Origin of the sequence: Adlercreutzia caecimuris B7 (assembly GCF_000403355.2) — a bacterium.
In the GTDB taxonomy this organism is placed as follows: Bacteria; Actinomycetota; Coriobacteriia; order Coriobacteriales; family Eggerthellaceae; genus Adlercreutzia; species Adlercreutzia caecimuris.
This window is the reverse complement of record NZ_KE159646.1, coordinates 87,969-107,881: the sequence shown is the minus strand read 5'-3', so window position 1 is coordinate 107,881 and position 19,913 is coordinate 87,969. Positions and strand designations below refer to the sequence as shown.

The following is a 19,913-nucleotide window of genomic DNA, read 5'->3' as shown; positions in this document are numbered from 1 at the left end:
AATATCCTTACGAAAGCTCGCCGGTCGGCGCAGAGGGCTGCGCATCGGAAACGGTAGCCTCAGCCGTAGCGGCGGCCGAGGCTGCAACGTCGGCAGCAGCATCTTCGGCGGCGGAAGCGCCATCGCCCGCGGCAGCCGGCGCATCCGCGCCCGAGGCACCCTCGGCGACGGCCAGGTGCGCCTCGATGTCCTGCTCGGACAGATCGCAAGCGGAAAGGCCCAGCTTCACGGCCTCCTCGTACAGCTTGAGCGCGTCGTCGAGCGAGATGTCCTCAGCAGACACCTCGTCCACGATCTGGGAGAGGCGCTCGTGCACGCCCTCGAAGGTGCGGCCCTCCACATCGGCCATGGAGCTACACCTCCCCCTGCACGCACGCGGCCGCGCCCGAGGCGCCCACCACGGCGTCAACCGCCTCGGCCGTCGCGGCGGCCTCGATCACGCTGGCTGCGGGCGCGCCCTCGGCAACCTCACCCTCGGCGGCACCGTCGTCCGACGCCTCTAACTCGTCCTCCTCCGCGTCGGCCACAGCCAGCTCGGGGGCCTCGGCCATGGAGCGGGCGATACGGCCGAGCACCCCGTTCACAAAGCGCGGGGAATCGTCCTCGCCGCCGAAGGCCTTGGCCAGCTCCACCGCCTCGTTGATGGACACCGATACCGGCACATCTTCGCGCTGGAACATCTCGTAGACGGCCAGGCGCAGAATGGAGCGGTCCACGATAGGCATGCGGGAGAGCGCCCAGTTCTCGGACGCCCCCTCCAAGCGCTCGTCAATAGCGGCCTGGTACTCCTGCACACCGCGGATGAGCCCGAGGGCGTACTCGGAAAGCGCGCCCTCGCAGATGCGACCGAACTCCGAGGGCGCCTCGTCGGCGGCCTCGGGCGGCGCGGGCTCCGGGTCGGCCTCGGTGGCCACCAGACAGAGCCCCTCGTCAAGAAGCTTCGAGGGCGATTCCCCCTGAAGCTCGCTCGTATAGAGGACTTGCACCGCGAAGGCGCGATCGCGGGTCCTCTCGTGTTTCCTCGAAGCCATCAACGCTCCCTAGGATTTGAACTGGATGCCGTCGATGTACACGTCCACCGCCGACACCTCCACGCCGGCCTGGGTGGCCAGCGACTCGGCGATGGCGCAGCGCAGCGCGGCGGCCAGCTCGGGCAGCACGTAGCCGTAGTACACCTCTACGTGAACGGCCACGTACAGCTTGCCGTCCTCGCCCATCTTCGTCTCGATGCCGCTCGTGGAGGGCTTGTTCGCCAGCATGGAGCGAATGCCGCTTGTGGCGAAGTTGCCGAGAGAGGCCACGCCATCCACCTCGCTGGCGGCCACGGAGATGATGGTCTCCATGACGCCAGGGGCGATGGAGAGCCCTTCCACGTTCATTTCACTGGTCATAGTACGTCTCCCATCTGGGTTTCGATGAAGTCCGTCGTGGCCTCGCCGGCCAGAAACGCCTCGTTTTCCAGCACGCGCTGATGGAACGGGATGGTGGTGGCGATGCCCTCGATCACGAACTCGTCCAAAGCGCGGCGCGCCCGGGCCACGGCCTCGTCGCGATCCTGTCCATGTACGATAACCTTTGCGACGAGGGAATCGTAGTGCGGCGAGATTTTAGAACCAGGCCGTAAATAAGTTTCCACGCGCACGCCCGGTCCCGCTGGCGGAATGAACGCACTCACCGTGCCGGGGCACGGGCGGAAACCATGGGCCGGATCTTCGGCGTTGATGCGCAGCTCGATGGCATGGCCCGCAGGGGCGAACGGCGCGCGCGAGGCGCAGCTCATGGGCTCGCCGGCAGCGATGCGCAGCTGCTCCTTGATGATGTCGGTGCCGGTGATCTCCTCGGTGACGGGGTGCTCCACCTGCACGCGGGTGTTCATCTCCATGAAGTAGAACTCGCCGCGCTCGTCGAGCAGGAACTCGATGGTGCCGGCGTTTCGGTAGTCCACGGCGCGCACGGCCTTCAGGGCCGCCTTGCCCATAGCCCGGCGCAGCTCATCGGTAAGCGCCGGCGAGGGGGCCTCTTCCAGAAGCTTCTGATGACGGCGCTGGATGGAGCAGTCGCGCTCGCAGAGCGCCACGGCGTTGCCATGGTCGTCGGCGAGCACCTGCACCTCCACGTGGCGGGGGCGCAGCACGAGCTTCTCCAGGTACACGCCGTCGTTGCCGAAGGCGGCGCCGGCCTCGGTGCGGGCGGCCTTGTACTGGGCGGCCAGATCGGCCGGGTCGTGCACCTCGCGCATGCCCTTGCCGCCGCCGCCGGCCGTGGCCTTAATGAGCACGGGGTATCCCACCTGCTCGGCGAAAGCGGCGGCCTCTTCCACGGTGTCCAGGCAGCCATCGCTTCCGGGCACCGTGGGCACACCGCAGCTCTTCATGGTCTCCCGCGCACTCGACTTGTCGCCCATCGATTCGATGCACTCGGCGGCCGGACCGATGAACACGAGGTCGTTGTCGGCGCAGGCGCGGGCGAAATCGGCGTTCTCGGCCAAAAAGCCGTAGCCGGGGTGGATGGCCTCGGCGCCGGTGTTCTTCGCCGCCGCGATGATAGAGGGCATCACCAGGTAGCTTTTGGCCGACTGGGCGGGACCTATGCACACGGCCTCGTCGGCATACTGCACCGGATAGGTGTCCGCGTCCTCGGTGGAGTACACGGCCACGGTCTTCACGCCCAGCTCGCGGGCAGCGCGCATAATGCGCAGGGCCACTTCGCCGCGGTTCGCGACGAGAATCTTGTTGAACATGATTAGTTCTCCGGGAGGGTCTGCACGGGCTCGTGGGGCTCCACGTAGAAGAGCACGGTGCCGTACTCCACGGGCGTAGCATCCGACAGGCACACCTCGCGCACGGTGCCCATCTCCTCGGCCGTGATCTCGTTCATGAGCTTCATGGCCTCCACGATGCACAGCGTCTCGTTGGCGGCCACCTCGTCGCCCACCTTCACGAAGGGCGGCTCGCCAGGCGCGGGCGCCTCGTAGTAGGTGCCCACCATAGGAGCCACCACGGGCACCCAGCTGGCCGGGCGGTCGCTGGCCGGCTCGGCGGCCGGCGCGGGGGCAGCAGGGGCCGGCGCGGCCTGGGCCACCGGGGCGGCGGCAGTGGGGGCCGCCACGGGAGCGCCCTGGCCGGGCATGCGCACGGCAATGCGGACGCCCTCCTCCTCGACGACGATCTCGCCGACGCCGCTCTCCTCGGCAACGCGAACCAGCTCGCGAATCTGATTGATGTCCACGTAATCATCCTCCTTGGTGCCGCTGGACTCCTGCTCCAGCATGAAGTCGACCTTCTCGGATACCCGGTGCTTGGAAAGGTAGGTGCGGGCCTCGTTGGGGAACAGGGCGTACATGAGCACGTCCTCCTCGCTGTGGGCCAAATCCCCTATCTCGTTGGCCACCTCGTCGTAGGTGGTGGTCACGAGCGTGCCCGGCGCGATGCTCGGATCCAGGATCTCGGAGTCGCCAGCCACCTTCGCCACGATCTCCTTGTCCATGTGGCCCGGGGCCTTGCCGTAGTAGCCGCACACGTAGTCCTTCATCTCCTTGGAGATGACGCTCCAGCGCTTGCCGGTGAGCACGTTGAACACCGCTTGCGTGCCCACGATCTGCGACATGGGGGTCACGAGCGGCGGATAGCCTACCTCGGCGCGTACCTTCGGAATCTCTGCCATCACCTCGGGCAGGCGGTCGGCCGCCTTCTGCACCTCCAACTGGCTGATGAGGTTGCTCATCATGCCGCCCGGCACCTGGTGGGAGTACACCTGCATGTGGATGAGCGAGGACACACCGCGCTTGTAGTGGCCGCGCTTGCGCATCTCCTCCCAGTACTCGGAGATCTCGAAGAGCAGATCGAGATCCAGATCGGTGTCGTAGCGGCTCTCCTTCAGGGCGGCCACGATCATCTCGACGGCCGGGTGCGAGTTGCCGAAGGCGAGCGGCGCGTGGGCGGTGTCGGCCACGGCCACGCCGGCCTCGGCGGCCTTCAGGATATTGGCCGGGGCCATGCCGCCGACGTAGTGGCAGTGGATGTGCACCGGCAAGCCGATTTCCTCGTTGAAGGCCTTCACCATGCGCTCGGCGCGGTACGGGGTGAGCATACCGGCCATGTCCTTGATAGCGATGGTGTCGGCGCCCAGATCCTTCAGCTGCTGGCCGTATTCCAGGTAGGAGTCCAGCGTGTGCACCGGCGAGATGGTGTAGGAGATGGCGCCCTCGAACAGCCCCCCGTGCTCCTTGATGGCCTCGGCGTTGTCCACCACGTTGCGGATGTCGTTCAGCGCGTCGAACACGCGGAAGACCTCGATGCCGTTGCGATGCGCCGCGCCGATGAAGCGGTTCACGATCTCGCGCGAGTAATGCTTGTAGCCGACCAGGTTCTGGCCGCGCGACAGCATGGCAAGCGGGGTGTTGGGCGTGTTGGCCTTGATGGCGCGCAGGCGCTCCCAGGGATTCTCGTCCAGAAAGCGCAGGCACGAGTCGAACGTCGCACCGCCCCACGCTTCGATGGCCCAGTAGCCGACGCGGTCCATCTTCGGCAGGATCGGCAGCATGTCGCCGATCTGCATGCGGGTGGCCCACAGGCTCTGCTGACCGTCGCGGATGGTCGTATCCATGATCTGAAGCCGTGGCATGAACTCACACCTCCTTATAGATAGTCAAAGATCAAGTGTTGCATTATAGGCGACGCCCCGCACGCCCCGCAGTGCGAACGCGCGATTTGCCGACAAGAAACATCAACGAAGCGGCAGGAGGACGCAAACAGCGAGGAAGGGCCGGGAGTGTGGGGTGGCAGGAGAAGCAACGGAAGGTCGCCGGGAGGCAGAAGAGCGCAGGTGACAAGGGGTGGGTGCAAGCAGCACGAAAGAGGGAGAGGAGAAAGCAAGCGGAGCAGCGGATGACGCGATCGAAGAGGCTGGGGAGAGCCATGGGCGAGAAAGGAACGCGATCGGCAAGGGCGGGCTAGCACGCACGAAAGAAGCGGGCCAGCGAGGGCAGACCGGCGCGCACGACAGAAGCGGGGCCTCCGCGCACGGACGCGCTTTTCCCAAGCAAAGTCGGGAAAATGCGACAAATATCACGATCGGGCGACATTTTTCTCGAAAGAAGGCCCGGTCTGCGACAAATGTGTCGATCGAGCGACATATAGTGCTCCGCGATGTCGCCCAATCAGCCGATTTGTCGCATTTTCGCGAGTTCGGCTAGAATATCGGGGCGCCGGGAGGCTCCTAGCGACCCCTTGGCGGCCCATGACGACTTCTGGCGGCCCTCGAACGCTCTTGGAGAGAGCCCCCGGAAACTCAGCGGGCTCTACGGGCGGCTCTTCTTGAAGCGAAAGGGGAAATGCTCGCGATGATGCGCGCGCACCTGCTTGCGCAGCGTCAAATGCCGGGGCGCGTGCTCGGCGCTCAGCTTGCGCTTCCTCGGCCCGACGCGACGGCCCACGCCCAGCAGCAGCGCCGTGCACTGGGTCACGTGGTGAAACTGAGAGCTCGTGATGACGGTCAGGTCGAAACCGTCGATGCGCAACGCATCGCGCTTGCGGGCATCGCGGGCCTGCTGCTGCGGGCTGGCGTGGGAGTCGCGTCCGTCGTATTCGACAGCCACCCGCGCCTCGGGCCACAGCCAATCGCACACAACGCGGCTCAGGCCCGTCGCCTCTTTCGCCCGGGCGGACAGCATCACCGGCTCGTTCAGCTTCGGCGGCACAAGCCCCAACCCGCCCTGGGCCACGGAGGAGAAGGCCACGATGGACACCTCTGTCTCCATGATCGAGCCCGATTTGGCAAGCACCTGCTTTGCGGCCGCGCGGGCCGCCGTCACGCCCGTGAGCCCCGTCGCGCGGGCGGCGAATGCCGACAGGCGACGCGGGGCGGTCAGGGGCCGACGCACGGGGGCGCCCGCCCGATCGCCCCCGACCGGATAGCAGCCACACAACTCGTAGCCGAGCGCGAGAAGGGCGCCACGGGGAACGCTTGCGGCCATCTGGACGAAGACGAGCTCGGGAGAGCACACGAACACGCCCGGGGCCACTTTGAGAAATGATCCCCGCGGCAGGGCGCCCCCGATCCGATGGCGGGTCGCGGCGGTCGAGTCGCGCAAACCTCCGCAGCTGGTCGTCACAACATGCACCGAGCCGTTATCGGAACAGCATGCCGTGCGAAGCGCCACCGCCACGGCGCCAGTCGCCGGCACCGCGTCGCTCGCTGACGCCGCATCGGCAGCCGGCGCCCCCGGCGCAACCACGCCCGGCGCAGTGGCGGCCGCTATCTCCAGCGAGTCCGCGCACGACGTTGCAGCCCCTAGCACGGCGGAGGCCGGCGGCACCCGCGGGGCAGCGGCGCCCGGCGCGACGGAGGCCGCCGGATCAGCGGCCTTCTCGGCGGCGGACGCCGCAGAGGGATCCCCCGGGGCTGCCGCGCGCCGCAACGCCTCCCGAATCTCTCGATCGGTGCGGACGGCTCGGAAAAGCACCTCCGATGCGGCGAAGAAGCGATCGGGGAACAGCGCAGCTTCGGCGGCGCCCAGGTCGTGGAAGGCATGCAAGGGCACGGCAGCCGCGGCCGACCAGGCGCGCCAAAAGCGAAGCGCGGTGCTATGGGAGAGGTACAAATTCATAACGCGACACCTTACCCGCCAACTGGCCCCCGGCAACTGGAAAGATGCGCCTCGACGCAACCAACATCGATGATGGGGCAGGTCGGGTATCGGGCGCCCGCGGCCGGCCCGTCCCTCCTTCCCCTCCCCTCCCGAGCTGCCTTTTACCCTGAACTCATCAGGCTAAACGCAAAGTTTACCCCGCTGGGGTAATAGCTTTCCACCCCTTTGGGGCGCACACTGGCCCCATTGTTTCTGCATAAGACGAGGAAGGGAGGAAACGATCATGAGCATCGACGAGGAAAAGGCCGCAACCGCGGCCGGACCGCAGGAGGGGGCGCCCGGCGCGCCCGGCTCCCCTGCATCCGGCGCCGCATCGCCCAACGGCGCACTCGGCGCCGCCCCCAAGAAGCCGCGGCGGCGCGGATGGATCGTCGCCGGCGTGGTGGCGGCCGTCATCGTGGTGGCCGGCGCGGGCTTCTGGGTCTGGCACGAGCAGCCGAGCTTCTGCAACGCCATCTGCCACAGCCCCATGGACTACTACGTGGAGACCTACGACGACGGCAATCCGCAGCTCGGCGTGACGGCCCACGCGAAGGCCGGCGAGGCGTGCCTGGACTGCCACACCGCCGAGCTGACCACCCAGGTGGCCGAGGTGTGCGCCTGGGTGTCGGACACCTACCCCATGACCGAGGACGGCACCATGCTCGCCACCGGCAAACAGTTCGCGAGCGAGAAGTTCTGCGCCCGTCCCGAATGCCACCACGCCGCGGGCACCTCCTTCGACGAGATCACCGCGAATCTGTGGGGCTTTGCCGGCAACGACGAGAAGTACAACCCCCACGCGAGCCACCAGGACATGGCGCTGGAGTGCAGCGACTGCCACAAGATCCACGAGAACCAGGTGCTCGTGTGCAACGAGTGCCACGATCTGACCCTGCCCGAAGGATGGGAGGCCCCCCATGCAGAGTAACGTCTCACGCCGCAGCTTCTTCAAGGGCGCGGGCCTTGCCGCCCTGGGCGGTCTTTCCGCTGCCGCGCTATCTGGATGCGGCCACGGCTACGCGGCCGAAGAGCCCGCGAACCCGAGCGCGGGCGACTTCGGCGGCCCCTCCTGGCTCGGCGCGCCGCCCGTCATCGAGGAGTCGGCCATCGCCGAGACGATCGACACCGAGGTGCTCGTCGTGGGCGTCGGCACCGGCGGCATCCCGGCCATGATCTCGGCTGCCGAGAACGGAGCGCGGGTGCTCGGCATCGACCGCCAGGGCAGCCCGCATAACGTCCGCGAGGACATCGGTGCCATCGACTCTCGCCTGCAGCAGGCGTCCTTCGACGAGTTCCCCCAGTTCCGCATCGACAAGATGGAGGCCATGGAGGAGATCGTCCGCTACGCCAACGGATTCGTGGACTACGATCTGGTGAAGCTGTGGGCCAACGAGTCGGGCGCCATGGTGGACTGGCTCACCGACATCGTAGAGCGCGACGGCAAGATGGTCATGGAGTTCGAGGGCGGTGTGGGCAACATCGACGACCCGGGCCGCGACAAGGCCTTCGCCACCGGCCACAGCCCCCAGAAGACCGACGCCGTGGCCGAGGACGAGGAGTGGGGCTTCGCGGAGTCCATCCTGGCCTACGCCGCCGAGCAGGGCGCCGAGGTGCGCTGGTACACCGAGTTCGTCAAGTGCGAGACCGACGAGGGCGGGCGCGTGACCGGCGTCATCGCCCGCGAGGTGGAAGGCGAGCGCCGCTACCTGCGCATCAACGCCAGCAAGGGCGTCATCCTGTCCACGGGCGGCTACGGCAACAACCTGGAGATGATGGAGGACCGCCAGTCCTGGAACCAGAAGATCCGCATCGCGGCCCCCGGCTCCGGCGGCAACCCGACCGGCTCCGGCATCAAGGCGGCGCTGTGGCTCGGCGCCACCATGGACCCGCTCGGCGCGGCCTGCACCTTCAACCGCGCCTGCGTGAAGCCCGACCAGTACGCCGGCGACGGCGTGCTCGGCCGCTGGTTCTGGTTCGGCGAGCAGCCCTTCCTGAAGCTGAACCTGAAGGGCGAGCGCTTCTGCAACGAGAGCGGCCCCTACGACTACATGCTGCACTCCACCATCATGCAGCCGCACCAGACCTACGTGGACATCTGGGATGCGAACCACGCCGCCCAGGCCGAGGCCATGGACGAGGTGGGCTGCTGCCGGCTGTTCCCCTTCGACAACGGGGCGAAGAACAACATCCCCATGGTCGTGGTGGACGGCATGATCGAGAAGCTCATCGAGGACGGCTACGTGCAGCAGGCCGACACCATGGAGGAGCTGGCCGAGAAGCTAAACCTGCCCGTGGAGACCACCGTGGCCTCGTGGAAGCGCTACAACGAGATGGCCGCGGCCGGGCGCGACGAGGACTACAACAAGGAGAAGCACCGCCTCATGGCCATCGACACGCCGCCCTTCTATGGCGTGCGCACGGGCGCGTGGTTCCTGGCCACCTTGGACGGCGTGACCATCGACACGAACATGCACCCCTGCGATGAGAACGGCGATCCCATTTTGGGCCTGTACCTGACGGGCAACGACTCGGGCGGCTTCTTCAGCGTGAGCTATCCGAACCTGATGACGGGCCTCGCCTGCGGGCGCACCATGACATTCGGGCGACGCGCCGGCATGCTGGCCGCCACGGGCCAGGCCTAAGGGCGCCTCTCGCGTCTCGCGCATCGCAGGCCGTCCGTACAAGCTGCGCCTGTCCTGCGGGCCCGCAAACCCCGCGCCGCCGCTTGCGGGCCCGCAGCTGGCAGCTTCCCGGCCGTGCTCGCAAGCGGCGGAGCGTGGCCGGGAAGCCCAGCATCGGCCGTACCGAGCGAGAAAGCCCCACAAGGCCGTCCGCACGAGCCGCAAGCCGCACCCGCAACCCCTTCACCCTTCCTTGGGATACCGCCCGTCGCGCCTCCCTCCCAGCGACCAGCGGTTTGCTTTCAGACCCCCAGCCCCGCGCGGGCCGGGGGTCTTCGCGTGTACAATGGGAGAGATCGGCGAAAGAGAGAAACGATGGAGAAACGAGAGCTGGAGAACGTGCCCCGCGGGGCGGCGTCCGAACGCGGGGCACGCGCAGGCGCGGCGCCATCGGGAGCCGACGCCTCCCCATCTGCGAGCCCGGCGCGCGGGTTCGCGGCGCTGCTGCTGGTGCTCGGGGCCACCGCGCTTATGAACGGGTCCATCTTCCCGCAGTTCGATGCCGTCTTCATGTTCGCTCGCGATATCTCCGTCACCTGCTCGGCGATCACGCTGCTGGCCCTGGGCCTTATGGCCTACCGCGCACCGTCCGCGCTGCGCCGCGGCGCGATCATCGGAGGGGCGGCCGCATGCATCGTCCTCGGCGGTACCCTGCTTGCGGCCGGCCTCGCCTGGGCCCTGCCGGCGCCGCTCGTCATCGGTGCGAGCGCGGCGGCCGCAGGTCGGGCGGCGGCCACCGCGACAACCTCCCTGTACCTGGCACGGCTCACATCGCACCAGGCGGCGATGGCCATCGCAGTGGCCTACATGTTGCAGCTGGCCGCCAGCCCGGCGTGCGCCCTGGTGCCGCCGGCCGTGGGTATTGCCCTTTTCCTGGCATTCCCCCTGGCCGCGCTCGCCCTTACGGCGACCGGCGGCGGCTTCTTCTTCGATGCGGCGCGCGGCCGCCCCTCGCCAAGCGATATGTCCGTCACGCGGCCGGCCTCGTTCCTGGCGCCCTTCTCGACTTTGTTCGGCTGTCTGTTCCTGTTCCAGGTGGCCTTCGGTTTCGCCCTGCGCTTCGGCGAGGTGGCCGGCACCCCGCGCATGTCGCTCTTCTCGGCAGCCCCGCTGGCGGTTGTGGCGATCTACGTGGCCCTCTCGCGACGCCGCTTCCCCGCCGATGGCGTGGTGCAGCTGTCGGCCCTCGTGGTAATGGCCGGCTTCCTGCTGTCGGCCCAGCCCCTGCTCATCATCGGCGGAAAAGCAGCCGATGTGGCCCTGCTGAACGCCGGCAACGGGCTGTTCGCCATGGCGGCCCAGATGGCGCTCGTGGCCATCGCCGCCCGCAACCCCCTGGGCGCCGTCACCACCGTAGCCTGGGGCAACGGCGTTTCGGCCTTGGGGTCGCTTACCGGTGCGGCGGCCGGCATGATCGCCAACGGCGCTGCGGCGGGCAATCCCTCACTGCGCGTGGCGATTCCGGCAGTGCTGCTCTTGGTGTTTGCCGCCTACGTGCTCGTGGGGCTGAAGCGCTTCACCTTCACCGGGGCCATCGACGGCATCGAACCGGTGAATGTGCCCGATGCCGGCACCTCGGCGGCATCGGGGGCCACCCTCGCGCCCGAGGAGGCCTTCACCGCCCGTTGCGAGGCCATCGCCAGCGAGTTCTTCCTCACGCCGCGCGAGGCCGAGGTGTTCGCCATGCTCGCCCGCGGCCGCGACCGAGCCTACATCGAGGAGGCGCTCGTCGTATCGCGCAACACCGTGAAGGCCCACGTGAAACATGTCTACGCCAAGCTCGGCATCCACTCCCACCAGGAGTTGATCGACCTCGTGGAGGGGTAGATCTCGCTGCAGAAACGCGTTCGCGCAGACAACGAGCCCCTCCACGAGCTCGACGCATGCCGCAGATTCAGCAGGCTCAGCAGGCTCGGTAGGTTCGGCAGGCCCCGCAGGTCCCGCAGGTTCGGCGCCCCCATGCGCCCCACGGACTCTCTGCGCTTTCCGCGCTTCCCCACTTCCCAAGCTTTTGCCGGGAAAATGCGACAGATAGCATGATCGGGCGACATCCATTGCCGTCAAATGTCGCCCGATCGACAGATTTGTCGCATTCCAGGGCCTTTCCCCGCGGGAAATGTCGCCCGATCGCATCTTTTGTCGCAGGAATACCCGATTGGCGCGAAGAGGATCCTACTGCAGCCGCAATTGGCCCGTCCAAGCATCCGCGGCGGCGACTCTTCGGCCAAAGCGCCGAATCGCCACAGCGGACCGCCCATCCGCTACGACGTTCCGGCCCAAGCACCATCCAGCCGATACGGCTCCCTGATCAAGACGTCTCCCAGCGGCAGCGACCCATCGGGCCAGGCCCCGCAGCAGGGACGGCCCTCGGCTCAAACCCCTCCGCCACAGAGGACCGCCGCCCGAATTATGAACAATTTACTTGCCTTTTCGGAGATTTGGCCGACCAGCGCCCCTGCACTATAGAATACGGGGAAGCAAACACAACTTTGGAGGCAGCATGGCCATTCGCATCATCGTGGACTCGTCGGCGGACATGGAAGAGGACTACGCCTGCGCCCACGGCATCACCATCATCCCCATGACCATCACTTTCGGCGACGAGGAGTTCGCCGAGGGGGTCGACATCAGCCGCACCGAGTTCTTCGAGCGCCTTATCGAGAGCGACGAGCTGCCGCGCACGAGCCAGATTCCCCCCATGGTGTTCCAGGATCTGTTCCAAGAGGCCGTGGCCGCCGGCGACACCGTGGTGTGCATCACGCTGTCGAGCCACATCTCGGGCACCTACCAGAGCGCCTGCATCGCCGCAGCCCCCTTCAAGGAATCCGTCTTCGTGGTAGATTCCGAGAACGCCACCGTCGGCGAGCGCATCTTGGCCGAGCGCGCCTGGGCCCTGCGCGACGAGGGGCTTTCCGCCGCCGACATTGCCTACTGCCTCGATCAGGAGAAGAAGGACATCCGCCTCGTGGCGGCCTTAGACGGCCTGGAGTACCTGCGCCGCGGCGGGCGCATCTCCGGCGCGGCGGCGGCCATCGGCGGCCTTTTGTCCATCAAGCCCGTGGTGGGCGTCGTGGACGGCAAGGTGGTCGTTCTGGGGAAGGCCCGCGGCTCGAAGGCATCGCGCTCCATGGTGTTCGAGGAAATCGAGAAGGCCGGCGGCATCGATTTCACGCGCCCGGTGTGGGTGGCCTACTCGGGCCTGTCCGACAAGATCGGCCGCAAGTACATCGCCGACTCGCTCGCCATCGCCGCCGAGCAAGACCTGATCGAGAGCCCGGACGCCCTGGAGCTGCCCCTCACCCTCGTCGGCGCCGTCATCGGCACCCATGTCGGCCCCGACGGCGTTGCCTTCGCCTTCTTCGCCCGGAAATAGCGGGGGGCGTTCTCCCAGCGACTCTCCGCGGTCGGGAGCGCGGGGTATTCCCGTTCGCTCAGACAGCCCCCTCGCTTTGTGGAACAGTCCGCTGGACTGTTCCAGTCGCGTGTCGGCGACCGAGCGAAGCGAGGAAGTACCCGGAGGGTGAACTGCGCTCGGTCAGAACACCCCGCGCCCCCTCTACGCTCTACCATCGCCGAAACAGAAGAAGCCTCCCGGAGGAGGCTTCTCGACCTGTGAGGTTGTCCCGCTTGATTAGACGCGCTTGATGACGCGGCCGTCGCGGGTGTCGATCTGCAACACGTCGCCGATCTCGATGAAGGTGGGCACCTGCACCTCTTTGCCCGTCTCCAGGGTAGCCGGCTTCAGCGTGTTGGTGGCGGTATCGCCCTTGAAGCCCGGCTCGGTGTGGGTCACTTCCAACTCCACGAACATCTGGGGCTCCAGGCTGATGAGCTCGTCGCCGGCGTACAGCAGCGTGGCCTCGTCGTTCTCCTTCAGCCAATCGGAGGCGGCGCCCACCATATCGGCGGCGATGGGCATCTGCTCGAAGGTGTCGTTGTCCATGAACCAGTAGTCGGCGCCGTCGTTGTACAGGTACTGCATCTTCTTGGACTCCAGGCGCACGGAATCGAACTTGGTGCCGGCGTTGAAGGTGTAGTCCACCACGCGGCCGGTCTTGATGTCCTTGAGCTTGGTGCGCACAAACGCGCCGCCCTTGCCCGGCTTCACGTGCTGGAACTCGACGATGGTGCACATCTTGCCGTTGTTGATGATGCACATGCCGTTCTTGAAATCGGCGGTAGAAATGCTTGCCACGGATGTTTCCTTTCATGCTCACGCGCCGCGGAAACCCTTACGCTCGCACGTCGCGCCTGATTCAAACCGTTACATTATAGCCATCTTGCGGGCATTCCGCAAAGAAAATATGGTCTTAGCTCTGCTCCACCAGGGACGTCGCCGCCTCGTCGGCGCGCGAGCCAGCTCCGGCTCGCCACCGGCGCGCTCCCTGGCGCACACGGCCGTAGAGGGCCATGTAGCCGTTCACCACCACCCCGGTCAGCGCCGCGCAGACCACGGTGCCCTCGCGCACGCCGGCGAGGTGTCCCACGAAGACCAGGGCGCACAGCACCGCCAAGGCCGCGCAGGCCAGGTCGAAGCCCACCTTCACCGTGCCGAAGCGGGCGCCGGTCTTGCGCACCACGGCCTGCACCACAGCCTCGCCGCAGTTCATGACCGTGCCCGAGACCACCGTCATCACGATGCCCGCCGCAAGCACGGCCATGCCGACGGCCAGCCACAGCCACGAGGCGAGGTAGGTGGTCGGTGCGGCTGCACCCAGCAGCGCCATGAACCAGTCGATGCACAGCCCGAAGAACACCGAGATGGGAATCTGCCACAGATCCACCAGCCGAAATTCCCGGCGAAGAAGGGCCACCTGCACGAGCACGAGGAAGCACTGCCAGCCCAGCATGAACGTGCCGAAGCTCACGGCGGGAAAGCCGAGGGCGAGCACGTTGGGCGTGGCGGAGATGGGCGAGTTGCCCAGATCGGCCTTCACGACCACATCGATGCCAAGGGCCATGACCGCGATGCCCGCCAGCATGAGCGCCACGCGGCCAGTCATGAACAGCGCCGGGCGCAGATTGGAGCGCCGAGAACCGCCGCCGTGCGCACTGGCACAGCCCGGAGTCGAACGCTTCGGGGCCGGACTGGCCGGCCGAGGGCTTTGCGAGCCGATCGGCTCCCCGGAGCCCGATGGGGCCGACGGGGCATCGGGGCGACCGGAAACCGTTAGGGCAGCCCGAGGTGAGGGTCTGTCAGACGGATCGGTCGCGCAACCGGAGCGCTCGCGTCCCATGGATTTCCCCTTGGTCCGAATCTCGCTCCCCCGATTGATCTTCCGTTCCGTCATCGTTTCCTCACCGTCCTCTCCGGCATCGCGGCTTTCTCCTACCCTTCCGTTATAAAGCACGATACCGCGCGGAGATGCGCACAATTACGCGAGCACAACGACGCGAAGGCCAGACGGCCAGCCCCCCTGCCGCTCACCGCCGACGAACGGCAGCCGAAGGGCGGCGGACAAGGACCGGCCTCGCGGGCCGAGGGACGAGACGGCTTGGGAGGGGAGAATCCCGAAGGCGAGGGCCGACCGCCCCTCAAAAGGAGAGTGTCACGATGAAGCGATCGCCTTCGATGGACGGGAGCAGGCACAGCCCCATGGCATCGGCCAGGCTGCAAGCTGTGGCCAGCCCGAGGCCGCTGCCGCCAGCGCGGCGCGAAGCATCGCCGCGATAGAAGCGCTCGCCGAGGCGGCCCTCGTCCAGTGCGCCAAGATCCGCAGCAGCGTTGGAGATCGTGAGGACGAAGCCGGCGCCCTCGGAGCCAACCGCCTCGGACCCAGTCGCGTGCAGCTCGACGGTCGGGGCAGCGCTCCCGTGGCGCAGGCAGTTCGCGAGCAGGTTCTCCACGATGCGGCGCACGGCCTCGCCGTCGGCCTCAATCACCACATCTTCCACCAGCGACACCTCCGGCTGCCATCCGCGCTCGGCGAACGCGGGATACAGCGCCGCCAGCACGTCGGACACCACCGCGGCCACATCCACCGGCTCCCGCGCAAGCTCGCGGGAACCGTCGTCGGCCTTGGCATACTCGAAGAGGGCGTCCACCAAAACGCGCATGGCGCCCAGGCGCTCGACGGCGGCCGCCACGCACTCGTCGCGTTCGACGTCGTCGTCAGCCACGGCGTACAGCTGCAGAAAGCCCTGGGCGCCCGCAAGCGGCGTGCGCACGTCGTGGGAGAACGAGGCCAGGTTCTCCTGTAGCACGCGCCGCTCCTCGACGGCTTGGCGCCGGACGTCGTCGGCCTCGTCGATAAGCCCGTTGGCCTCGCGGGCCAACGCCCGGGCGCCAGCTGTGGGAAAGGCCAGCCGCAGGCGCTGCCCCTCGCGGGAACGCTGGGCCAGCGACGCCGACAAGCCGCGCATCTGTCGCTCCGTAGCCGTCACGTAGACCACAAGCGCCGCAGCGAGCAGAACGCACAGAACTCCGAGCCAGATCATCGCAACTCCTTTCCGCAGCCCATCACCCTCAAAGCGCCCGCCGGCGTGTCACCAGCAAGACGACACCAAAGGCCCCCGCGGCCAACAACGCCACCGGCGCGATGTCGCCAGCCACCGGCGTGCAGCCCTCGCCCATCATCCACTGCAGCTGGGCAGCCGGCAACCACGTGGGCACCATGGCCGCCGTCTCGAAGAACGCCGATGACACGTCCGTCGCTGCGGGCAGCTCGGGCAACCCGGCAACCGCCCCTAGCTGGGTCGCAATCACATACAGGTTCGTCAGCAGCACCTCCACCTGGCCAGTGGCCAGAAGCAGCATCGCCGCTACGGTGGGCGCGGGCCGCTTCGTCGCCGCCGCCACGGCCACCGTCAACAACCCGTACACCTCCACGATCAGCACCAACTGCAGCGCCCAACGCAAGGTACGCCCAGTCGGCAGGCCCACATCCAGAAGGGGAAAGCGGGGAATGACCGCGTAAACCGCCACCAGACCGACGAGCACGAACAGCATGGTCAGCAGCGCCACCGTCACCGCCAATGCCAACGCGAAGTCCCGCCGGGAAGACGGCCCCGCCATCAGCGATCGGCACGTTCCCGCGCGAAACTCCTCGGCGAAGAACACCGCCACGAACACGAGCGCGAGCAAAACGAGGAAATACACCACCCCGCCTTCCCCCAAATAACCCTCGGGGTCGAGTGTCACCGTCACGCCTTCGTAGTAGATTGGCGGAATGTTGCGGAAGCCTTCTTGCCCATAGTAGTTCTGCCCCAGGGACACCATATCCCACACCATAATGACCGCAAACAGAATGAGAAACCCCCAGAGCGCCCGATTGCGCACCAGGCAGTACCATAAAGCTCGAAAGAGATTGAGCATAGCTACCTCAACTCCTTCCGACTCATGAAGAGGGCGAAAAGGGCGCTGGCCGACACGATGACGAAGAATCCGAGCACGACCACGGTGCCAGGACGACAAGCAAGACGATAGCCGCAAGCGCGGATGAGATTAAGCACGGGGATCACCATCTTTCGAGGGCTCGGTGAAAGAGGAAGCGCAGGTGACCGTCTCGGAGCCGGCGGCTCCGCCCGGGGCACCGCGCACAGGGCCCGCGCCACCCATGAGATCGACGAAGTAGTCCTCGATGTCGCGGGTGTGGGTGTACAGGCCCCGCACGGATACGTTCGCCGCCAGCAGTGCATCGCCTACCGTATCGGCCGTGGCGCCGGCCACGCGGATGGCGTCGTCGGGCATCATCGTGAAGACGGCCTCGGGCAGGGCCTGCTCCAGCATGGCCAGCGCCCGGGGCGCCTCGGCCACTTCCACGCACAAGTAGTCGGTACAGGCCTCTTCCACCTCCTGCGCGGTCATCTGGGCCACCAGGCGCCCCTCGCGCAGCACGCCGTAGCGGGTGACCAGACGCTCCAGCTGGTCGAGCACGTGCGAGCTCACGAGCACGGCGCACCCTCGCTGCAAGGCGAGGTCGGCCAGCAGGCACCGAACCTGGCGCACCCCCTCGGGGTCGAGACCGTTGAACGGCTCGTCCAAAAGCAGCACGTCCGGCCGTCCGATAAGAGCGAGCGCCAATCCGAGGCGCTGCTTCATGCCGAGAGAATAGCCCCTGGCGACATGCCCAGCCACGGCCTCAAGTCCCACAGCCTCCATCACCTCGGCCACCTCGGCCTTCGGATTTGGAAGCCCCTGGGCCAGCGCCCGCACCATCACGTTCTGAAACCCCGTGAGCCCCGGGTTCACAGCGGGGTGCTCGATGAGGCAACCCAGATGCGCGCTCGTCTGGCACGGCCCAAGCACCTCGCCGCCCACGGCCACGGTGCCAGCCGTCGGAGCCAGATAGCCCGCAAGTACCTTCAGCAACGTGGACTTGCCAGCCCCGTTGCGTCCCACGAGCCCGTAGATATCGCCGGGCTCCAGCGCCAGCGACACATCGTCCACCACGCACCTGCCCCGGAACGCCCGGGTCAAGTGCTCGCAACGCAACGCCTCCATGGGCGCCCCTTTCTCTCGGATACCGATTCCCCTCCATCTTAGGGCGGCCGTTTTCAGAAACTTCCCAAGAAGTTCCAAGAAAGGGACAAGGACAACGGCTCTGCGCGGCCTTCACGGCGGCGCCCTCGCGACTGCCTGTTGGAAAACGCTGATTTCTTGCCAAGGCTGCGACCTGCGCCTATAGTACGTATTGCCTGATCATCATAGCTATTTTGATTTGGCAAGTATTCGACGTTTTCCCACATCATAACTCGCGCAGCCTGAAGCCGACGCCCCAAACGGTCTCAATGCAGTCCTCGGTGCCGGTACCGCGCAGCTTGGCGCGGATATTGCCGATGTGGGTGGCCACAGTCTTGTCCTCTAAAGCCGCCACGTCGCCGGCCGCGGCCGCCGACAAGGCACGTTTGGTGTGCACCTGACGCGGCGCGGCCATAAGAGTGCGCACGATCTCGAACTCCGTACGCGTGAGGCGCACCGGCATGCCAGCCGCCGTGAAAGAACGGGCCGCCTCGTCCAGCTCCCAGGCACCGATGCGCAAAACCGAGGCACCTGCCGCTCCGCCGCGACCGCCATCCGCGTCAGCATCTGCCGAAAACGCCCCGTTGCGGCGCAGCACCGCCTCGCATCGGGCCGCCAGCTCCTCCAAATCGAAGGGCTTCACGAGGTAGTCGTCGGCGCCGATGCGCAGCAGGCCAACCCGATCGGCCACCGTAGCCCGGGCCGACAGCACGAGAGCGGGAACGCCTCGGCCCCGGGCATCGGCGACCACCTCCTCCCCCGACGCGCCGGGCAGCATAAGATCGGTGATGACCAAGTCGAAAGGCCCACCGCCCCCCAGGTGCATAAGCCCCTCGGTACCTGAGAACGCCGCCGTGCAGGTCGCGCCCACCTTCCCCAGATAGGAGCAGACCACGCGGTTGATGGCCGCGTCGTCTTCCACCACCAGTATGCGCGCGCCGGCCACCACGGCCTAGATGACCACCATCTCGTGGGTGGACTTGGTGAATACCTCGAAGCCATCGTCGGTCACCACGCCGAAGTCCTCCAGGCGCATGCCGAACTTGCCCGGCAGGTAGATGCCCGGCTCCACCGTGACCACGTTGCCCTCCACGAGGGGCTCGGGGTTGCGCGGCGAGAGTACCGGCTCCTCGTGGATGTCGAGGCCCACGCCGTGGCCGAGCCCGTGGCCCATGGCACCGGCGAAGCCGCCCTCGGCGAGCACCGCCTCGGCCCGCTCGTGGGCCTGTCTGCCGGTCACGCCGGGGCGCAGCATCGCCTCCACAGCTTCGTTGGCAGCCCGCACCGCCTCCCAGGCCGACCTCATCTGGCTCTCGGGCTCGCCGAGGAACACCGTGCGCGTCATATCCGAGCAGTAGCCGTAGGACTTCGCCCCGAAGTCGAGCACCACGCACTGACCGGCCTCGAGCATCGTCGCGCCCGGCACCGCATGGGGATTCGCGGCGCTCTCGCCCGTGGCCACGATGGAGGCGAAGGCCAGGCCCTCGGCTCCGTGGCGCAGCATGAACTCGTCCAGCTCCAGCTGCACCTCGCGTTCCGTCATACCCGGCCGCATGAACTCCACGATGTGGGAGAAGGCGGCATCGGTGATGGCTTGGGCACCGCGCATGCGAGCCACCTCGTAGCGCTCCTTCACCGAGCGCAGACGGCGCACCACCCCGTCGGTCTCGCCGATGGGGAAATCGGCCGGGAAGGCCTTCTGCAGGGCGCGGTACTCGGCCAGGGTCACCGTGTCCTCGATCTGCAGCTCGGCCCCGGGCATGCCGTGCAGCCACGAGCCGTTCCACTGGCGCGCCACGAAGCTCGCGTGGCTCTCGCGCGTGTCGTCCACCCGGATGGGCGTGCGCCGGGCCGCCTGCTCGCAGGCCTTGGCATAGCGGGAATCGGTATGCAGCACCACGCGGTCGGGGGCCACATACAAGGCATGGGCGTCCTCGTCGTCGAAGACCCCGTCGAAGGCGGTGAGCCAGCGGATGTTCGAGGTATCGCGTACCACCATGGGCGAGGGACGCCCGTCGCGCAGCTGGTTCATGGCGCGCAGCAGCTGGCCCACGTGCCACTCGCAGGCTACCGGGTTGTTCAGTTCGTCGAAGACGGTCATGAGCCTTCCTTTCTCGACCGAGTGCGGGCAGGTTGGGGG

18 protein-coding genes are annotated in these 19,913 nt (G+C 67.2%); 4 read left to right on the top strand and 14 right to left on the bottom strand.

Going from position 1 to position 19,913, the window contains the following annotated elements:
• Window positions 1–7: 7 nt before the first annotated feature.
• The 6 genes from C811_RS0102595 to C811_RS15600 all read right to left on the bottom strand — a co-directional run bounded on the left by C811_RS0102595 (window position 8) and on the right by C811_RS15600 (window position 6,607).
• Window positions 8–349: an exodeoxyribonuclease VII small subunit gene (locus C811_RS0102595; RefSeq protein ID WP_016308338.1), complete on the bottom strand. Its 342-nt coding sequence runs from the start codon at window positions 347–349 to the stop codon at window positions 8–10.
• A 4-nt stretch (window positions 350–353) separates the two neighbouring features.
• A complete protein-coding gene (gene nusB, locus C811_RS04735; protein WP_016308337.1) occupies window positions 354–1,031 on the bottom strand; it encodes a transcription antitermination factor NusB in 678 nt (225 codons plus the stop codon).
• Window positions 1,032–1,040: 9 nt separating this feature from the next.
• On the bottom strand, window positions 1,041–1,391 hold the full coding sequence (locus tag C811_RS04730) for an Asp23/Gls24 family envelope stress response protein (RefSeq protein ID WP_016308336.1): 351 nt from the start codon (window positions 1,389–1,391) through the stop codon (window positions 1,041–1,043).
• Window positions 1,388–2,740 carry an acetyl-CoA carboxylase biotin carboxylase subunit gene (gene accC / locus C811_RS04725; protein WP_016308335.1) on the bottom strand — a complete coding sequence of 451 codons (1,353 nt, stop codon included), beginning with the start codon at window positions 2,738–2,740 and terminating at the stop codon, window positions 1,388–1,390. Before accC ends, C811_RS04730 begins: the two co-directional genes overlap by 4 nt.
• A 2-nt stretch (window positions 2,741–2,742) precedes the next feature.
• Window positions 2,743–4,623, bottom strand: a complete 1,881-nt coding sequence (gene accB / locus C811_RS04720) for an acetyl-CoA carboxylase biotin carboxyl carrier protein (protein ID WP_016308334.1) — start codon at window positions 4,621–4,623, stop codon at window positions 2,743–2,745.
• Window positions 4,624–5,299: 676 nt separating this feature from the next.
• Window positions 5,300–6,607, bottom strand: coding sequence for a PDDEXK family nuclease (locus C811_RS15600; protein WP_016308333.1), 1,308 nt, complete (start codon window positions 6,605–6,607; stop codon window positions 5,300–5,302).
• A 265-nt stretch (window positions 6,608–6,872) separates the two neighbouring features.
• Here C811_RS15600 and C811_RS04715 point away from each other — a divergent pair, with 265 nt between their 5' ends.
• From C811_RS04715 to C811_RS04705, 4 genes are all read left to right on the top strand, one after another.
• Window positions 6,873–7,559, top strand: a complete 687-nt coding sequence (locus tag C811_RS04715; protein ID WP_016308332.1) for a cytochrome c3 family protein — start codon at window positions 6,873–6,875, stop codon at window positions 7,557–7,559.
• A complete protein-coding gene (locus C811_RS04710) occupies window positions 7,549–9,273 on the top strand; it encodes an FAD-binding protein (RefSeq protein ID WP_016308331.1) in 1,725 nt (574 codons plus the stop codon). Before C811_RS04715 ends, C811_RS04710 begins: the two co-directional genes overlap by 11 nt.
• 354 nt (window positions 9,274–9,627) lie before the next feature.
• Window positions 9,628–11,139, top strand: coding sequence for a helix-turn-helix transcriptional regulator (locus C811_RS15595; protein ID WP_016308330.1), 1,512 nt, complete (start codon window positions 9,628–9,630; stop codon window positions 11,137–11,139).
• 673 nt (window positions 11,140–11,812) lie between these two features.
• Window positions 11,813–12,685, top strand: a complete 873-nt coding sequence (locus C811_RS04705) for a DegV family protein (RefSeq protein ID WP_016308329.1) — start codon at window positions 11,813–11,815, stop codon at window positions 12,683–12,685.
• Between the two features lie 258 nt (window positions 12,686–12,943).
• On the opposite strand, the gene efp is transcribed toward C811_RS04705, so the two are convergent.
• From efp to C811_RS04675, 8 genes are all read right to left on the bottom strand, one after another.
• Window positions 12,944–13,507, bottom strand: a complete 564-nt coding sequence (gene efp / locus C811_RS04700) for an elongation factor P (protein WP_016308328.1) — start codon at window positions 13,505–13,507, stop codon at window positions 12,944–12,946.
• 115 nt (window positions 13,508–13,622) lie between these two features.
• Entirely contained in the window at window positions 13,623–14,315 is a 693-nt protein-coding gene (locus C811_RS0102575; RefSeq protein ID WP_022926354.1) for a YczE/YyaS/YitT family protein, read from the bottom strand.
• 532 nt (window positions 14,316–14,847) lie between these two features.
• Entirely contained in the window at window positions 14,848–15,750 is a 903-nt protein-coding gene (locus tag C811_RS04695) for a sensor histidine kinase (RefSeq protein ID WP_016308326.1), read from the bottom strand.
• Between the two features lie 28 nt (window positions 15,751–15,778).
• Window positions 15,779–16,627: an ABC transporter permease gene (locus C811_RS04690; RefSeq protein WP_016308325.1), complete on the bottom strand. Its 849-nt coding sequence runs from the start codon at window positions 16,625–16,627 to the stop codon at window positions 15,779–15,781.
• A 2-nt stretch (window positions 16,628–16,629) separates the two neighbouring features.
• Window positions 16,630–16,764, bottom strand: a complete 135-nt coding sequence (locus C811_RS17155; RefSeq protein ID WP_278799900.1) for a hypothetical protein — start codon at window positions 16,762–16,764, stop codon at window positions 16,630–16,632.
• On the bottom strand, window positions 16,757–17,755 hold the full coding sequence (locus C811_RS04685) for an ABC transporter ATP-binding protein (protein WP_016308323.1): 999 nt from the start codon (window positions 17,753–17,755) through the stop codon (window positions 16,757–16,759). The genes C811_RS17155 and C811_RS04685 overlap by 8 nt, the downstream gene beginning before the upstream one ends.
• A gap of 244 nt (window positions 17,756–17,999) precedes the next feature.
• A complete protein-coding gene (locus C811_RS04680) occupies window positions 18,000–18,722 on the bottom strand; it encodes a response regulator transcription factor (protein WP_022926353.1) in 723 nt (240 codons plus the stop codon).
• Between the two features lie 3 nt (window positions 18,723–18,725).
• On the bottom strand, window positions 18,726–19,805 hold the full coding sequence (locus C811_RS04675; RefSeq protein WP_051127462.1) for a M24 family metallopeptidase: 1,080 nt from the start codon (window positions 19,803–19,805) through the stop codon (window positions 18,726–18,728).
• Window positions 19,806–19,913: the final 108 nt, after the last annotated feature.